Source organism: Streptomyces sp. 1331.2, assembly GCF_900199205.1.
In the GTDB taxonomy this organism is placed as follows: Bacteria; Actinomycetota; Actinomycetes; order Streptomycetales; family Streptomycetaceae; genus Kitasatospora.
The window spans coordinates 167,383-183,304 of sequence record NZ_OBMJ01000003.1 but is presented as its reverse complement, the minus strand read 5'-3'; the positions used below and the strand labels follow the sequence as shown (position 1 = coordinate 183,304).

The following is a 15,922-nucleotide window of genomic DNA, read 5'->3' as shown; positions in this document are numbered from 1 at the left end:
GGGTCACGGCCCGGCGCGGCGTTTCGGTCAGATGCCGGGGACGGCGTCCTTCGCGACGGCGTGCCAGTTGGTGACGATCGGCTTGTCGACCGGGGTGGGGCCGACGGGGAGGCCGGCCGGGTTCGGGTCGGCGTTGCCGATGGCGATGATGACGTCGGTGAACTGGACCGCCTGGTTGCCCTTGGTCGTCTTCGCCTGGACACCCGCGTACGCGGTCTTGGCGCCGCTCAGGGTGATCGGCTCGCCGGTGGTGTGCTCGGCGGCGGTGGCCTCGATGCCGCCCGAGCCGAACGCGATGGTGGGGTGGGCCGCGGGGAGCGTGCAGGTGATGCCCGGCTTGGCCTTGGCCGTGATCAGGATGTAGCCGCCGGCCTGGGATTCGGTCTTCGCGCCGAAGACCAGGTCGTTGGCGCGGCAGGCCTGGCCGGACCCGCCCTTGTCGGTGGCGGCGGGGGAGGAGGGGGCCGAGGACCGGGGGTCGGCGGGAGCCTTCGTCGGCGCGGCCGAGCCCGGTGCCGCCGAGCCCGGCGCCGCCGAGCCCGGCGTGGCCGGGGCGGGTGCCGCGACGGTCGCCGCGGGGCTCGCGGCGGTGGAGCCCGCGTCCGAGTCGTCCGGTCCGCAGGCCGTCGCGGTGGCGGCGAGTGCCGCGACGGCGGCGGCGGTCAGGGCGAGGCGGCGCGTGCGCATGGGGTGCTCCTGCTGTCGGTGGGCCGGTGCGGGCGACTGATGTGTGCTCACCGTACGGGGAGTTCGTTCACGGCCCGGTGCGGGAAAGTTCCCGATCCTGTCCCAGAAGCCGCCCGCCGTCACCGATTCCGGAGGTGGTTGACGGGAGCCGGCGAGGCGGGATGCCGGCCTGGCAGGAATCGTTCGTCAATCGTCAATATTGCCACTGTTGACGGTTTCTGACGCCTGCAAAGGTGAGTGAGTCGATCAAGCACCGGAGAACCCGCCGGCACCGGGGGACCGGTCCCCGTCCGAACGACACCACTCCACACGGGAGTTCACCACACACCTCGGCACGCCGAAGGCTGCCCGAAAACAGCAAGGACGACATGAAGCTCTCCCTCATAGCCCGTAGTTCGTCCGTCGCCGCTCTGGTGACGACCGCCCTCGCCTTCGGTGCGGTCGCCGCCGCCCCCGCGGCCGTCGCCGGGCCCGGTGCCGGGCCCGGTACCGCCGCGGTCGACTCGGCGAGTCCGTCCGCGGACTACCCCAGCGCCGGCCAGGGCACCCCCACCTCCCAACTCCGCAGCAACGGCCTGGCCGCGCAGCTCGCCGCCGCCAAGCCCATCACCCGCAGCGAGACCCTCAAGCGCGCCGCCACCTGGGTGGACCAGGGCCTGGAGTACAGCATGGGGGGCGAAACGTACCAGGGCTGGCGCACCGACTGCTCCGGATACGTCTCCATGGCGTGGGGCCTGCCCGGTCCCGGCGAGACCACCGACTCGTTCATCCCCGAGGGCATCGCCCACAGGATCACCAAGGACGAGCTCAAGCCCGGTGACGCCCTCGACAACCCCAACCCGGGCCGGTACGGGCACGTCGTCCTCTTCGAGAAGTGGGCCGACGCCGACAAGTCGTCCTACTGGGGCTACGAGTTCAACAGCCGCGGTGTCTTCCACCACGTCATCCCGTACCCCTACTTCAACCACCAGGACGAGTACGAGCCGATCCGGCTCAACTCCATCGTGGACGACGAGGTGACGCCCGTCGCCACCGACGACACCAGCAGGATCAAGGGTGACTTCGACGGTGACGGTCGGGATGACGTCGCGGTGCTGTACGACTACGGCAAGGACGGTGAGCGCAACCACTCGGGTCTGTGGACGTTCACCAGCAAGGGGGCCGGTTTCAACGCTCCGCGGCAGGTGTGGGACAGCGGTTCGGACAGCTGGAACTGGGCGTCCAGCAAGGTGACGGTCGGCGATTTCAACGGTGACGGCAAGGCCGACATCGGGGTGCTCTACGACCTGGGTCGTACCGACGACGGTCGCAACCGCACCAGGCTCTACACCTTCACCAGCACGGGCAGCGGCTTCACCGGCCCGCAGCTGGCCTGGGACAGCTCCACCGACGCCGTCAGCAGCTGGAACTGGGCGACCAGCAAGCCCGTGGTCGGCGACTTCAACGGTGACGGCAAGGCCGACATCGGCGTGGTCTACGACTACGGCCAGTTCGACACCGGCAACCGCACCGCTGTCTGGACCTTCACCAGCACCGGCGCCGGATTCGCCGGCCCCAAGCTGGCCTGGGACAGTGCCACCGATGCGGTGAAGAGCTGGAAGTGGACCAACAGCAAGCCCGTGGTCGGTGACTTCAACGGTGACGGCAGGACCGACATCGGCGTCCTCTACGACTACGGCCAGAAGGGCGACATCAGCCGTACCGGGCTCTGGACCCTCAGCAGCAACGGCACCGGCTTCAACTCCCCGCAGCAGGTCTGGGACAGCAGCAACGACGCCGTGAAGAGCTGGAACTGGGCCGCCAGCAAGCCCGTCAGCGGTGACTTCAACGGCGACGGCAAGGCCGACATCGGTGTCCTCTACGACTACGGCAAGGACGGGGACGCCAGCCGAACCGCCGTCTGGACCTTCAACAGCACCGGCGCCGGCTTCACCGGCCCCAAGAAGCTCTGGGACAGCAGCAACGATGCCGTCAAGAGCTGGAACTGGAACGCCAGCAAGCTGACCGCCGGTGACTTCAACGGTGACGGCAAGGCCGACATCGGTGTCCTCTACGACTACGGCAAGGACGGGGACGCCAGCCGCACCGGTCTGTGGACCCTCAGCAGCACCGGCACCGGCCTCAGCTCCCCGCAGCTGGCCTGGGACAGCAGCAAGGACGCCGTCAAGAGCTGGAACTGGAACGCCAGCAAGCTCGGCTGATCCGCACGGCCGCGGAGGGACGCCGTCCGCGCACGGCGTCCCTCCGCGTGCCGTTCCCCAAACCCGCAGGCACCCACCGGGACCCACCGGCATCCGCCGGCCCGACACGGCCCGGATGCCGGCCCGACACGGCCCAGATGGAGAGTCACCCCCCATGCAACTGCCCAAGAAACGCGGCCGAGCCCTCGCCGTCTCGACCGCCCTGCTCGCCCTGGTCGCACCAGGGCTCGCCCAGCAGGCCCAAGCCGCGCCCGCGACGCCGCACCGGGACGCCACCACGGCCGTGACCTACCACGGCCTCACCCTCGACGTGCCCTCCACATGGACGGTCGTCGACCTGGAAAAGGCCCCGGACACCTGTGTCCGCTTCGACCGGCACACCGTCTACCTGGGGCACCCCGGTGCCGAACAGGCCTGCCCGCCCCACCTCGTGGTCGACAAGACGGACGCCCTGCTCCTGGAACCGATCCCCGGGACCGTCGGCCGGCAGGCCTCCGACGTCCTGCGCGTCCCGCAGGGCGCGGCGATGCCGCGCACGCTGCTGGTGGGCTCCGATCAGGAGTCGCGGGTGGCCGTCGAAGGCGCCGGGGTGCTGGTGACCGCCGCGTACGGTGCGTCCTCCAACGCGACCGTCGCCGCCATCCTCGGCAACGCCCGGATCGACGCCACGGCTGCCAAGCCCGCCGCTCCGGCACCGGCTCCCGCTCCTGCGCCCGCTCCGGCTCCCGTGCCCAAGGCGTTCGGCGCGCTCACGGCGCAGCCCGCCGTCGTGGCCGACACCGGCTACACCGGACCGGGTTTCGACGCCTGCACGGCCCCGTCGCCCAGCACGATGAACGCCTGGAAGGCGTCGCCGTACCGGTCCGTGGGCATCTACATCGGCGGGCGCCACCTGGGTTGTTCGAAGCAGCCCGAGCTCACCCCCGACTGGGTGCGCGAACAGACCTCGAACGGCTGGTACCCGCTGCCGATCTTCGTGGACCGTCAGGCCTACGACATCTCACCGACCGACGCCGTCAACCAGGGCCGGGAGTCCGCGGACACCGCCGTCGCCAAGGCCGCCGACCTGGGGTTCGGGCCGGGCACGGTCATCTACAACGACATGGAGCACTACGACGACCGGTCCTACCGGGACCGGGTCCTGGACTACCTGTCGGGCTGGAGCAGCCGGGTGCGCGAGCGCGGCTACCGGTCCGGTGTCTACGCCGGGGTCCGGAGCGGTGTGCAGGACCTCGCCTCGGTGGCCGGCGATTCCGACTACGCCGGCCCGGACGTGGTCTGGTCCGCCAACTGGAACTACCAGGCCGACGTCTCGGACTCGTCCATGGGACTCCCCGGGCCCGGCTTCTGGTCCAACCGGCAGCGCGTCCACCAGTACCGCGGCGAGGTGGACGAGACCTACGGCGGCGTGACGCTCAACATCGACCGCAACTACATCGACGTCGGCCCGGCCGGTACGCAGCCCGTCGTCGCCGCGCAGGAGGACTCGTCCCGGGTCAAGGGTGATTTCGACGGTGACGGTCGGGATGACGTCGCGGTGCTGTACGACTACGGCAAGGACGGTGAGCGCAACCACTCGGGTCTGTGGACGTTCACCAGCAAGGGGGCCGGTTTCAACGCTCCGCGGCAGGTGTGGGACAGCGGTTCGGACAGCTGGAACTGGGCGTCCAGCAAGGTGACGGTCGGCGATTTCAACGGTGACGGCAAGGCCGACATCGGGGTGCTCTACGACCTGGGTCGTACCGACGACGGTCGCAACCGCACCAGGCTCTACACCTTCACCAGCACGGGCAGCGGCTTCACCGGCCCGCAGCCGGCCTGGGACAGCTCCACCGACGCCGTCAGCAGCTGGAACTGGGCGACCAGCAAGCCCGTGGTCGGCGACTTCAACGGTGACGGCAAGGCCGACATCGGCGTGGTCTACGACTACGGCCAGGCCGCCGACACCGCCAACCGCACCGCTGTCTGGACCTTCACCAGCACGGGCACCGGGTTCGCCGGCCCCAAGCTGGCCTGGGACAGTGCCACCGATGCGGTGAAGAGCTGGAACTGGGCCGCCGGCAAGCCCGTCAGCGGTGACTTCAACGGCGACGGCAAGGCCGACATCGGCGTCCTCTACGACTACGGCAAGACCGGGGACATCAGCCGCACCGGCCTGTGGACCTTCACCAGCACCGGCGCTGGCTTCTCCAGCGCCAAGCAGGTCTGGGACAGCAGCACCGACCCCGTCAAGAGCTGGAACTGGGCCGCCAGCAAGCCCGTCAGCGGTGACTTCAACGGCGACGGCAAGGCCGACATCGCCATCGCCTACGACTACGGCAAGACCGGGGACGCCAGCCGCACCGGTCTCTGGACCCTCACCAGCACCGGCGCCGGATTCGCCGGCCCCAAGCTGGCCTGGGACAGCGCCACCGATGCGGTGAAGAGCTGGAACTGGAACGCCAGCAAGCTGGTCGCCGGCGACTTCAACGGCGACGGCAAGGCCGACATCGGCGTCCTCTACGACTACGGCCGGACCGGGGACATCAGCCGCACCGGCCTGTGGACCCTCAGCAGCAGCGGTACCGGCTTCAACTCCCCGCAGCAGGTCTGGGACAGCGCCAACGACGCCGTCAAGAGCTGGAACTGGAAGAACAGCAAGGTCGGCTGAGCGCGCCCGTCGACGGATGGAGACCTTCAGAACATGCGTTTACCGAACATCAGGAAACACCCGCTCGTCACCACCGCGGCCGTGGCACTGGCCGCAGCCGGCCTCTCCCTGACGCCTTCCGCCCCGGCCCACGCTGCCTCGGTCGCCACCTGGGACAAGGTGGCGAAGTGCGAGAGCGAGGGCGACTGGAGCTACCACAGCGGAACGAACCTGGGCGGTGGCCTGCAGATCATTCCGAGCACCTGGGAGGGGTTCGGCGGGACGGATTACGCGCCGTTCGCCTACCAGGCCACCAAGGAACAGCAGATCAGGATCGCGGAGAAGGTGCTCGCGGCCCAGGGCGTGAATGCCTGGCCGAACTGCTGGCAGGGCACGGGCCTGGGCGACGACAGCGAACCGCCCTTCCCCGACGTTCCCACCCCCACCCCCACCCCCACCGACCCGGAGCAGAACCCGGCCACCCGGATCAAGGGTGATTTCGACGGTGACGGCCGGGACGATGTCGCGGTGCTGTACGACTACGGCAAGGACGGGGAGCGCAACCACTCGGGTCTGTGGACGTTCACCAGCAAGGGGAGCGGTTTTACCTCCCCGCAACGGGTGTGGGACAGCGGTTCGGACAGCTGGAACTGGGCGTCCAGCAAGGTGACGGTCGGTGACTTCAACGGTGACGGCAAGGCCGACATCGGGGTGCTCTACGACCTGGGCCGTACCGACGACGGCCGTAACCGCACCAGGCTCTACACCTTCACCAGCACGGGCAGCGGCTTCACCGGCCCGCAGCCGGCCTGGGACAGCTCCACCGACCCCGTCAGCAGCTGGACTTGGGCCAACAACAAGCCCGTTGTCGGTGACTTCAACGGTGACGGCAAGGCCGACATCGGTGTCCTCTACGACTACGGCAAGAGCGGAGACGCCAGCCGCACCGGACTCTGGACCTTCACCAGCACCGGCGCCGGCTTCTCCAGCGCCAAGCAGGTCTGGGACAGCAGCACCGACCCCGTCAAGAGCTGGAACTGGGCCGCCAGCAGGCCCGTCAGCGGTGACTTCAACGGTGACGGCAGGACCGACATCGCCATCGCCTACGACTACGGCAAGACCGGGGACGCCAGCCGCACCGGCCTGTGGACCTTCACCAGCACCGGCGCCGGCTTCTCCAGCGCCAAGCAGGTCTGGGACAGCAGCACCGACCCCGTCAAGAGCTGGAACTGGAACGCCAGCAAGGTGACCGCAGGCGACTTCAACGGTGACGGCAAGGCCGACATCGGCGTCCTCTACGACTACGGCAAGACCGGGGACATCAGCCGCACCGGTCTGTGGACCTTCACCAGCACCGGCGCCGGGTTCGCCGGCCCCAAGCAGGTCTGGGACAGCGCCACCGATGCGGTGAAGAGCTGGAACTGGAACGCCAGCAAGCTGGTCGCCGGTGATTTCAACGGTGACGGCAAGGCCGACATCGCCATCGCCTACGACTACGGCAAGACCGGGGACGCCAGCCGCACCGGCCTGTGGACCCTCACCAGCACCGGCACCGGCCTCAACTCTCCGCAGTTGGCCTGGGACAGCAGCACCGACCCCGTCAAGAGCTGGAACTGGAAGAACAGCAAGCTCGGCTGATCCGGCGCCGAGCCGATCACCCTCGCAGGCCCCGCAGAGTCACTCCGTCTCCGCGGGGCCTGCGACGGTGACGTCGGGTCCGCTGTCGATCACCGCGAACCTGGCGATGCTCCGCGCAGGTTCCGTGTTCCCCGGGGAATGCCCGGCCACCGGGGTCGGTTGCAGCCGAACGACCCCGCAAGCGGACACCGCTTCCACAGCGGGCCCATGACGGACGGTTACGGAAGGGCTTGTACGTGAAGATCGGCGACATCGAGGTTCTGGCGGTCATGGACGGGGTGGGTACCGAGACCGCCGCCGAGATCCTCACCCGCCCCGGCACGGACGACCCGTGGGCCTGCCATGACCACCACCGGGAGCCGGACGGCACCCTGAACCTGCCGCTCGGTGGCTTCCTGGTGCGCAGCGGGCAGCGGACCGTCCTGGTGGACGCCGGGGTCGGCCCGTTCGACGACGGCCGCTACCGCGGGGGCGCACTGCTGGACTCGCTCGCCGCCCAGGGCGTCGCGCCCCAGGACGTGACCGATGTGGTCTTCACACACCTCCATTTCGACCACGTCGGCTGGGCCGCGGTCGACGGTCGGCCGGTCTTCCCGCGCGCCACCTACCGTGCCCACCGCGCCGACTGGCAGCACTTCGTCACCGGGCCGGCCGCGACTCCCGCGGCCGTCGCCAAACTCACCCCGCTGGAAGGCCGACTGGAGCTGTTCGACGCCGACTTCACCCTCGCCCCCGGCATCGACGCCCTCCACCTGCCCGGCCACACCCCCGGCACCACCGTGTACGTGCTCTCCTCCGGCGGACGCCGGGCGCTGCTCCTGGGCGACGTCGTCCACTCGGTGGTCCAGTTCGGTGAGCGCGACTGGCAGGTGATCTGGGACGTCGACCCGGCAGCCGCGTCCGCGGTGCGCAACCGCATCGCCGACGAGGCCGCCGACACCGAGGACCTACTGGTCGCCGCGCACTTCCCCGGCATGCGCTTCGGCCGCATCCTTGCCGCCGACGGCAACCGCCGCTTCGTCGCCGTCTAGGAGGCCAGCGGGGCAGCGGGACACCCTGCTGCAGGAGGTGCCGGCGGAGCCGAAGTGGGCCGACAGCCTCACCGACGCGGCCCGGCGGGCGCTGTCCCCGCTGTTCCGGACCCAGGTGAACCCCTACGGCTGGTTCGCGCCGAACAAGGCCAACCGGCTCGACCTGGCCGCGGTCACCAACCCGGGCCGGCGGACATGCCCCGCCGGCTACCAGGCACCGGCCGACAAGCAACGGCGGAACGGCCACCCGTGCCCGGGGCGGGGCCGTACAGTCCTGGCCATGACGACCGACACCACCACCGCGTCGTGGCGCGAGATCGAACGCACCACCGTGTTCAGCAAGTTCGGCAGGTCCGTGGACCGCGTCGAGTTCGAGCTGCCCGACGGCCGGAAGGAGGAGTTCTACCTCAAAGCCGAGCGCCCGGCCGGAGCGGTCCTCGCCCTCACCACCGACCAGCAGGTCATCCTCGCCCGCCAATACCGGCCCGGCCCGGACCAGGTGCTCTACGAACTGCCCGGCGGCTTCCTGGAGCCCGGAGAGGAATCGCTGGCCGCCGTCGCCAGGGAACTGCTCGAAGAGACCGGCTACCGGGGCGAGGTCCACGCCGCCGGCCCGTACTGGCTGGACGCCTACTCCAACGCCCGCCGCTTCGCCTTCTTCGCCACCGGCTGCGTCAAGGTCGCCGAACCGACCCCCGAACGCACCGAGTTCATCGACGTCGTCACCCTCGACCTCGCGGAGTTCCGCCGCAGCGTGCTCCGCCGCGGCGAGATGACCGATACCGCCGCCGCCTACCTCGCCCTGGACGTGCTGAACCTCCTGTGATCCCGGGGTGGGCGGGCCGGTACCCCCACGCTCACCCACCGCCACCCGGGAGGACCCCCGTGACCGAACGGAGCACCACCGACACCATCGCCCCGTACTACAGCAGCACGCTCGTCTCCCTGCCCGCCCGGGCCGTTGCCCTGGTCCTGGCCGGCGGCAAGGGCAGTCGGCGCCCTCGGCCGGCGGCAGGAGTCCACGCCGACCGGGCAGAGCCGGCAGTCGAGCCGCAGGCCGGGTCTCCTCCAGGACCTCCCGCCGCGCCGCCTCCTCGGGGCTTCGCCGTCTTCGAGGAGACCGCCCGGCGCCCACCAGCGCTGCAGCCAGCCCTTGGCAGCCCGGCCCGCGCTGTAGGAGTCGTGCACGAGCAGCAGCTTCCCGTCGGGGTCGAAGAGCAGCACGCCGCAGCCGTGCAGGGTTCGGGGCAGCGTCTTGACGAACTCCTCGCGGGGCTTCCAGGGCTTCGGCATCGAGTACCCGCTGCTCAGGTCGCGGGCGCGAAGAGCGCGCGCAGGTGGGCAGGGTCCGCGGTGCCGGGGATCGGCGCCACCAACGGGCCGAGGTCCAGCAGCCACCGCAGGGCCTCCGCCGGATCGGGCAGCAGGCCGGCGTTCAGCGGCCGGTACGGCACGTACGGGATGCCGTTGTCCAGGCAGTACGCCAACGCCGGATCGTCCGGTTCGGCGGCGTTCAGGCAGTTCTGCACGGCGGCGACCGCCACTAGCTTGCCGGCCTCGCGGATCTGCTCAGGGGTCACCTTGGACAGGCCGATGGCGGCGACCTTACCTGCGGCCCGCAGCTCCTCCAGCTCGCCGACCTGATCGGCCAGCGGGACCGCGGGGTCCACCCGGTGCAGGTAGCACAGATCGATCCGCTCGGTGCCCAGGCGGCGCAGGGACGCCTCCACGGCGGCGCGCAGGTACTCGGGCCGGCCCAGCGGGCGCCAGACGTTCGGGGCGGGCCGCACCATGCCGACCTTCGTGGCCAGCAGCAGCTGCTCGGGGTAGGGGTGCAGCGCGCGGCGGATCAGTTCCTCGACGGTGTGCGGGCCGTAGGCGTCGGCGGTGTCGACGTGCAGGATGCCGAGGTCGTGAACGGCCTCGCGCAGCAGTGCGGCGGCACCGACCATGTCGGCCGGCTCGCCCCAGGTGCCGGGGCCGGTCAGGCGCAGGGTGCCCAGGCCCAGGCGCGGGACTGTCTTACCCGCGATCGTGATCACGCCGCCACGTCCCACGCGGCAGCGATCGCCTCGACGGCCATCTCGACGGTCTCCGCGTGCTCGTCGCTGGGCACCGTGATGTGCGGCACCGAGTAGCCCCTCAAGGCCCGGTGGAGCTGCCGGTCCACGGCCTCGCGGAACGCGGCGTCAGCCCAGTCGGGGTCCTTGCCCGGGTGTTCGGCCAGCGGCAGAGCCGGGTCCAGCACGGTGGCCAGGAAGACCACCGGCCGGGGGCTGGCCAGCTGGACCAGGGCCGTCAGACGGGACAGCGCTTCGGGGTCGGGGCGCTCGTCCCGGTGCTCGACCGCCGCCAGGAAGTAGGCGAGGGCGTCGAAGGGAGTGCGGTCCACGATCACGACGTCCGCGGTGAGCTCCGCCTCCAGGGCGGCGTTGGCCGTGGCGTTGATGATCCACGTGCTGGAGGCGGCGGTGTGGCGCGTCATCTTCGGGAGGCCGAGCTCGGCGGCCCGCTTGGCGAAGCCGCCGGTGCGGGCGACCTTGAGGCCGGTGGCGCGCAGTTCCATCTCGATGCGCCTGGCGATGGTGGTCTTGCCGGTCGAGTGCGTTCCGGCGATGTAGAGGCGAAGCGGTGTCACCACAGTGTCTGTTCCTCGGACTTGGGCGGAGCGGGAAGGGGGGCGCCGGGCATCCCGGGTGGGACGGCTGCGGCGAGCAGCGTGTCCCACGTGTCGTAGTGCTCGGCGAGAGAGAGCAGCAGCAGGGCGGTTGCGTGGGCGTCGTAGGCGGCCCGGTGGCGCTGGCCGGGGATGGACTCCAGGTCGATGGCGGTCAGCTCGATCAGCGCGTCGAGGCTGTACCGGCGGGCCTTCGGGTAGGTGGCGCGGGCGAGCCGCAGGGTGTCCAGCACCCCGGCCGGCTTCCAGTCGGGCATGTGCCGCAACAGCACGCCGTAGTCCACGTGGGCGTTGTGCGCGGCGATCCACACGCCTTCCAGGTCGGCGTGCACCTGGGGGCCGATCTGCTCCCAGGTCGGCGCGGTGGCGACGTCCTGGTTACGGATGCCGTGCACCCGCCGTGCGAACGGCGTGATGGGGTTCGGCGGGCGCAGCAGCGTGGAGCGTGTGGACGACGGCACCGGGATCCCGTTGACCACAGGGACCGCTGCGACCTCCACCAGGTCCGGCGGCGTTCCTCCGTTGCCCTCCACGTCTACGACGAAGAGACGGGGCCAGGCGCCGTAGTCCATCAGCGTTCCCTACTTGTTGTCGGCCCAGCCGATTTCGGCCCGGCCGTGGCGGCGGTAGCGGTGCGGCTTGTCACGGTCGTGGACCTGGTAGCCGAAGCCGTGCTGGAGGTAGTAGCGCGGCGGCTCGTTCAAGCCCTCGACGATGATGGCGCGTTCGGTGATCTCAACGTCGCCGGTCGCCCCGAGAGCACGGGCGGCCGCGGTGGCCTCTTCCAGACTGGGGGCCTTCCAGGCATCGCGGCACAGGCCCAGCTGCGCCGCCGGGCAGATGTCGCACAACTCCCGGATGCCGTAGTGCCCGTTGTAGTCGGCCACCTTGTGGGCGTACGCGACGCCGCAGCTGGTCTTCCGGAACAGCGGCCCGTACGGCTCGGCCCCGTCGTCGGGCCGGCGGAAGGCGTCGAGGATGCGCTGCTCGGACTCCTCCGGCATGATCTTGCGGCGGGCGACGTCCTCGTACGGCATCGGCAGGCCGTGGTCCGCGTAGTACGCGGCGATCTCCTTGCGGAAGAACAGCCCGGTGAACACCGTCGCGTCGGCGTGCCTCGACAGCTCCAAGGCCCGCTGGATGTGCTCGTCGGAGTCGTTGAGACCCGGCACGATCGGCCGCCAGTACAGCACCGTGCGGTAGCGCTCGGCGTGCTGGTGGAGCGTCTGGAGGCTGGCGGCGGCGATGGCCGAGTCCACCGGTTCGATGCCCGGGTGGTCGATACCGGAGTGCGTGACCAGCACCGTCAGCCGGATGTTCTCGAATCCGTTCAGGACCTCGCAGTCCTCGGGGTCGACGCGCCACCTGGTGATGATCAGAACGTGGTTGGTCAGGCCCTGCTCGTCCAGCAGCCGCAGCGTCCGGAACGTGTGCGGCTTGACGACCGGGAGCATGGGGTCTGTCGCCCGGTTGAAGATCTGGATCGGCGTGCGGTGGGGCCGGAAGTACCGGTGCCCGGTCAGCAACTCCACCGCGGCCTCGTCGCTCATCAGCCGCCGAGGGGTCTTGAGCTCGAAGTTGTCGAACAGGTGACGCACGCAGTACCCGCAGTCCAGCGGGCAGCCCACGATGTGGTTGAGCGACAATCCGCTCTTGCGGTACTCGATGACCTCGGCGAGCTCCGGCTTGAGCGAAGCGATCTGCTCGACGTTCAGCAGGGGCAGCGGGCGCCGGGCCCTCCTGGCGGCGGTCGTCATCGGTGATCCTCCTTGATCTCCAAGAACTGGTGGTGGCCGGCGCCGAACCACGTCCCGAAGTCCCGGCGCGCGGCGCGCCGGTCGTCGGAGGTGTGGATCAGGTTCTCCACGAGGCGGCGCTGCGCCCGGGCGGCCGTGAGGCTGTCGGTGCCCAGGTCGGCGCGGATGGTGCCCGGCTCGGCCTGGTGGGGGTCGAAGTGCCCGAGCAGGCTGCGCAGCCGCTCGGGGGTGCCGGGTTCGCCGTAGGCGAGCGCCACTTCCACCGGCTGTCGCACGTAGGTGGTGCGCAGGCAGCCGGGAACGTCGACCTCGAAGCGGTCCCGCGTGACCAGCAGGTCCCAGTAGTGGACGAAGATCTGCCAGTCCTCCACGAGGACCTGCTGCCGGTGGACGATCGTCGCGGCGGGCTCCAGCCGGGCCAGCACCTGGTCACTCACGCCCCGGCGCACGCAGTCCGGCTTGAGCAGCACCACGCTCCAGCGGGCCCAGTCCACCCCCCGCAGCGGGTTGTGCTGATCGGGCTGCGGGATCACGTGTTCTCCCCGGCTGCGACGCGGGCCGGCCAGCGGCGCTCGAACTGCCAGCGCGCGCCTGGCTCCAGCGCGTCGAGCACGCGCTGGTCGACCGGGACTTCCGGGCAGTTGACCACCTGCCGGTGCGCCTCGAAGAGCAGCAGGACGCGCTGCCAGTACCGCGGCAGGTCCAGTCCGGCGACGTCCCTGGGGGTGTACTGGACCCGGTTGGCGCGCAGCAGCTCCTCGTGCTCCAGGACGGTCCGGATGTGCTTCCACGTGGAGTCGGCGGGCATCACCGGCGGCGCGAAGCAGGGCACCGTGGCGTAGCTCGCCGCCGTCTCGTCCAGCACCCTGCCCGCGCGCTCCAGGTCCCGGAGCCCGACGTGCATCGAGCCCACGTGGTGGGTGTAGGAGCCCAGGCGCAGTCCGAGGAGCGCGGCGGCGAACTCCTGGATCAGGGTGAAGGAGTAGACGTCGCAGACCATGCCGCGATTGGCGTCGTTGGCGCGCATGTAGGTGACCATGTGCAGGTAGCCCTCACGGGCCAGCAGGTGGAGGCCGACCAGGCAGGGCAGGTCGGGGTGGCCGATCTCGTCCAGGTCGCGGGCCTCGAAGATCGGCATGTACGCGCGCTTGCTGTCCTTCTCGGCCCGCAGCAATTCCAGCGCCTGGTCGAAGGCGGAAGGCGCGCCGTCTGGACGGGGAGCGAAGATCCTGGCCCCGTAGGACGAACCTTCGATGGTGACGCCGTCGCGCGAGTCGGCCCGGCGGCGGTTCGCGTAGTGCCCGATCAGGTCGAGGTTCCGCATGCCGCCCAGGTACCAGAGCGCTTCCGCGTAGTGGTACACCGGGTTGACCGGTCGGCTCGTCAGGTACAGGGCCCGCTGGCGGGGATCGGCGAGCCGGAAGCTCGCACCGATGATCTCCTGGCTGTCGTTACCCCGAGCCGAGTTGACGAACTCGTAGGTCTCGGTGACGTACCGCAGGACGGCGACGTAGGCGTGCTGGAACGAGGGGAAGACGACGGGTGCGATCACACTGAGCTCCACTTCTTGGTGCGGCTCCGGAAGGAGAAGCGCGAGACGGGGAGATGGGACGGGCCGGGACTTCCACGCCGTCCCGGGGGCGCACGGCGATCGCCTCTCCGGGACCGGGCAGGTCGGGGAACGGCGTCAGCCGGGCAGGTGGAGAGAGGGAGACCGTGTCGGAGCAGCATGGGGGCGTAGGTGATGACGGCCGCGCGGTGAAGCCACGCGGTACGGCTTCGGTAGCCGGCCCCGGTCAGGCTGACGCCGGCCGGAGACGGGCCCCCTCAGTGAACTGCCGGACCGGTGCCGTAGCCCGTAGTGGGACTACGGCCCGTAGTCCCACTACGGGTTAAACGATCTGTACGCCCGCGCGGGCGGCGAAGTCGCGCACACCCGGCAGCCGCCGGTCGTGCCGCAGCAGGCCGGCTGCGAGGTCACGAACCGCGCCCCTGCGCAGCTCTTGCGGGGCCGCTTCCTCGGCAGCCAGCAGGGCGCGGTAGCACTGCTCCGGCTTGCCCCACTGGTCGAAGGCACGGGCCACGTCGGTGAAGAATCTGGCCTGCCGCTCGGCGGTCGGCAGCGCGGCCGGGTCGATCGTGCGGGCCGTCTCGATCGCCCGGCCGGCATCCCCGAGCTCGAAGTGCACACTGACCTCGTGAAGGCCGACGCCCTGGATGCCGTCCACCAGGCCGGAGGACCGGCCCGCAGCGGCAGCACTGTCAGCGGCCTCCGTGATGAGGGAGTGGGCGTACGCCCTGTCGCCCGCCTTCGCCGCGGTGTAGGCGGCGGTGGCGTAGAGGTCTCCGCGCGTGGCCAGGCGGGACGCTTCGGGGACAGAGGTGTCGGCGAGCAGGTCGTCGGCCGCGACGACGACGATGTCCGTTGCCCTGGCCAGGCTGCCCTGGCGGCGCCAGGCGCTGGACACCATGCGCTGCGCCTCGGCCGTGATCAGCGGGTCGCCACCCAGGCGGGCGGCGGTCAGTGCGCGGTCGGCGGTGACGGCCACGAGGTTGTTGTCGCCGATCTTGATGCACAGGCGCACCGCGATGTTGTAGAGCTGGGCGACGGTGCGGGCGCGCTCCTCCGCGGTGCCGACGACATCGGCCGCAGCGATCCGGCCGGGCAGCGCCTGGGCGAGGACGTCGTACTTGGCCGCCTTGAACTCCCGACGGGAGACCACGACGGACTCGGCGACGGACGCCCGAGTCGGCTCCCGCCGGGGAGCGGGGATCCGTCCTGCCCCGTAGAGGAGCAGGTCTTCCAGGCCGGAGAGCGGCGGCGCCGGCTCGGCCTGCGCAGCCTGCTGTCCGGCCACCGGAGCGAAGAGGGCGGCAGCCGCCAGGGTCAGGAACGGGCGGCGTCGCACATCGTCCTCCTCGGCACCGGAAGTCGTCGTCAGCGTAGCCGAGCTGACGCGCCGTCGCGGTGATCTGTTCGCCTTCTTCGCGGCGGGCTGCGGCAGGGTCATCAGCGTGTCGACCCCGACGTCCAGGGCGTCGGCCAGCAGTCGCAGCAGCGGCACGTCCTGGACTTGCTGGAGGTCCCGCTCGACCTGCGACATCCACGCCTCGCTGCGGTTGAGCTCGGTCGCCAGCCGCAGCTGCGTCCAGCCCTTCTCCGTGCGGCGCAGCGAGATGAACCTGCCGAACGTGATGCTGTCGGTCACCGTTCCCCCCGGTGCTCGTAGTCAGCACGCCACGGACCGCTACCGTAGCGACAGGTGCGTGCTCCGGGCAGAGCCCCGTTCTCCGCTTCACCC

General features: G+C 70.6%; 13 protein-coding genes. 5 read left to right on the top strand and 8 right to left on the bottom strand.

Annotated elements, in window-relative coordinates:
• Positions 1–27 precede the first annotated feature (27 nt).
• A complete protein-coding gene (locus CRP52_RS36005; RefSeq protein ID WP_097241052.1) occupies positions 28–687 on the bottom strand; it encodes a hypothetical protein in 660 nt (219 codons plus the stop codon).
• Between the two features lie 368 nt (positions 688–1,055).
• Between CRP52_RS36005 and CRP52_RS36000 the strand changes: the two genes are divergently transcribed.
• From CRP52_RS36000 to CRP52_RS35980, 5 genes are all read left to right on the top strand, one after another.
• Positions 1,056–2,888: a C40 family peptidase gene (locus CRP52_RS36000; RefSeq protein ID WP_097241051.1), complete on the top strand. Its 1,833-nt coding sequence runs from the start codon at positions 1,056–1,058 to the stop codon at positions 2,886–2,888.
• A gap of 154 nt (positions 2,889–3,042) precedes the next feature.
• Entirely contained in the window at positions 3,043–5,538 is a 2,496-nt protein-coding gene (locus CRP52_RS35995) for a glycoside hydrolase domain-containing protein (protein ID WP_097241050.1), read from the top strand.
• A gap of 33 nt (positions 5,539–5,571) precedes the next feature.
• Complete coding sequence (locus CRP52_RS35990) at positions 5,572–7,155, top strand: transglycosylase family protein (protein WP_097241049.1); 1,584 nt, start codon at positions 5,572–5,574, stop codon at positions 7,153–7,155.
• A 236-nt stretch (positions 7,156–7,391) separates the two neighbouring features.
• Complete coding sequence (locus CRP52_RS35985; RefSeq protein ID WP_257033231.1) at positions 7,392–8,186, top strand: MBL fold metallo-hydrolase; 795 nt, start codon at positions 7,392–7,394, stop codon at positions 8,184–8,186.
• A gap of 37 nt (positions 8,187–8,223) precedes the next feature.
• Positions 8,224–9,012, top strand: coding sequence for an NUDIX hydrolase (locus CRP52_RS35980; protein ID WP_257033230.1), 789 nt, complete (start codon positions 8,224–8,226; stop codon positions 9,010–9,012).
• A gap of 481 nt (positions 9,013–9,493) precedes the next feature.
• On the opposite strand, the gene CRP52_RS35975 is transcribed toward CRP52_RS35980, so the two are convergent.
• The 7 genes from CRP52_RS35975 to CRP52_RS35945 all read right to left on the bottom strand — a co-directional run bounded on the left by CRP52_RS35975 (position 9,494) and on the right by CRP52_RS35945 (position 15,829).
• Positions 9,494–10,228 carry an aldo/keto reductase gene (locus tag CRP52_RS35975; RefSeq protein ID WP_257033229.1) on the bottom strand — a complete coding sequence of 245 codons (735 nt, stop codon included), beginning with the start codon at positions 10,226–10,228 and terminating at the stop codon, positions 9,494–9,496.
• Positions 10,225–10,827 carry an AAA family ATPase gene (locus CRP52_RS35970; RefSeq protein ID WP_097241047.1) on the bottom strand — a complete coding sequence of 201 codons (603 nt, stop codon included), beginning with the start codon at positions 10,825–10,827 and terminating at the stop codon, positions 10,225–10,227. Before CRP52_RS35970 ends, CRP52_RS35975 begins: the two co-directional genes overlap by 4 nt.
• Positions 10,821–11,435 carry a 3'-5' exonuclease gene (locus tag CRP52_RS35965; RefSeq protein ID WP_097241046.1) on the bottom strand — a complete coding sequence of 205 codons (615 nt, stop codon included), beginning with the start codon at positions 11,433–11,435 and terminating at the stop codon, positions 10,821–10,823. Before CRP52_RS35965 ends, CRP52_RS35970 begins: the two co-directional genes overlap by 7 nt.
• Positions 11,436–11,444: 9 nt before the next feature.
• Positions 11,445–12,620 carry a radical SAM protein gene (locus tag CRP52_RS35960; RefSeq protein ID WP_097241045.1) on the bottom strand — a complete coding sequence of 392 codons (1,176 nt, stop codon included), beginning with the start codon at positions 12,618–12,620 and terminating at the stop codon, positions 11,445–11,447.
• Positions 12,617–13,153 carry a nucleoside-diphosphate kinase gene (locus tag CRP52_RS35955; protein WP_257033228.1) on the bottom strand — a complete coding sequence of 179 codons (537 nt, stop codon included), beginning with the start codon at positions 13,151–13,153 and terminating at the stop codon, positions 12,617–12,619. Before CRP52_RS35955 ends, CRP52_RS35960 begins: the two co-directional genes overlap by 4 nt.
• The gene (locus CRP52_RS35950; protein WP_257033227.1) at positions 13,150–14,172 is read right to left on the bottom strand and encodes a thymidylate synthase; all 1,023 of its coding nucleotides are present in this window, start codon (positions 14,170–14,172) and stop codon (positions 13,150–13,152) included. The genes CRP52_RS35955 and CRP52_RS35950 overlap by 4 nt, the downstream gene beginning before the upstream one ends.
• Before the next feature lie 340 nt (positions 14,173–14,512).
• Positions 14,513–15,829 (bottom strand): helix-turn-helix domain-containing protein, encoded by a 1,317-nt coding sequence (locus CRP52_RS35945; protein ID WP_097241044.1) that lies wholly within the window; start codon positions 15,827–15,829, stop codon positions 14,513–14,515.
• Between the last annotated feature and the right edge of the window lie 93 nt (positions 15,830–15,922).

Excerpts from the sequence above, each read along its gene's own strand:
- CRP52_RS36000 (WP_097241051.1), top strand. The coding sequence starts at position 1,056 with ATGAAGCTCTCCCTCATAGCCCGTAGTTCGTCCGTCGCCGCTCTGGTG.
- CRP52_RS35990 (WP_097241049.1), top strand. The coding sequence starts at position 5,572 with ATGCGTTTACCGAACATCAGGAAACACCCGCTCGTCACCACCGCGGCC.
- CRP52_RS35965 (WP_097241046.1), bottom strand. The coding sequence starts at position 11,435 with ATGGACTACGGCGCCTGGCCCCGTCTCTTCGTCGTAGACGTGGAGGGC.
- CRP52_RS36005 (WP_097241052.1), bottom strand. The coding sequence starts at position 687 with ATGCGCACGCGCCGCCTCGCCCTGACCGCCGCCGCCGTCGCGGCACTC.
- CRP52_RS35995 (WP_097241050.1), top strand. The coding sequence starts at position 3,043 with ATGCAACTGCCCAAGAAACGCGGCCGAGCCCTCGCCGTCTCGACCGCC.
- CRP52_RS35960 (WP_097241045.1), bottom strand. The coding sequence starts at position 12,620 with ATGACGACCGCCGCCAGGAGGGCCCGGCGCCCGCTGCCCCTGCTGAAC.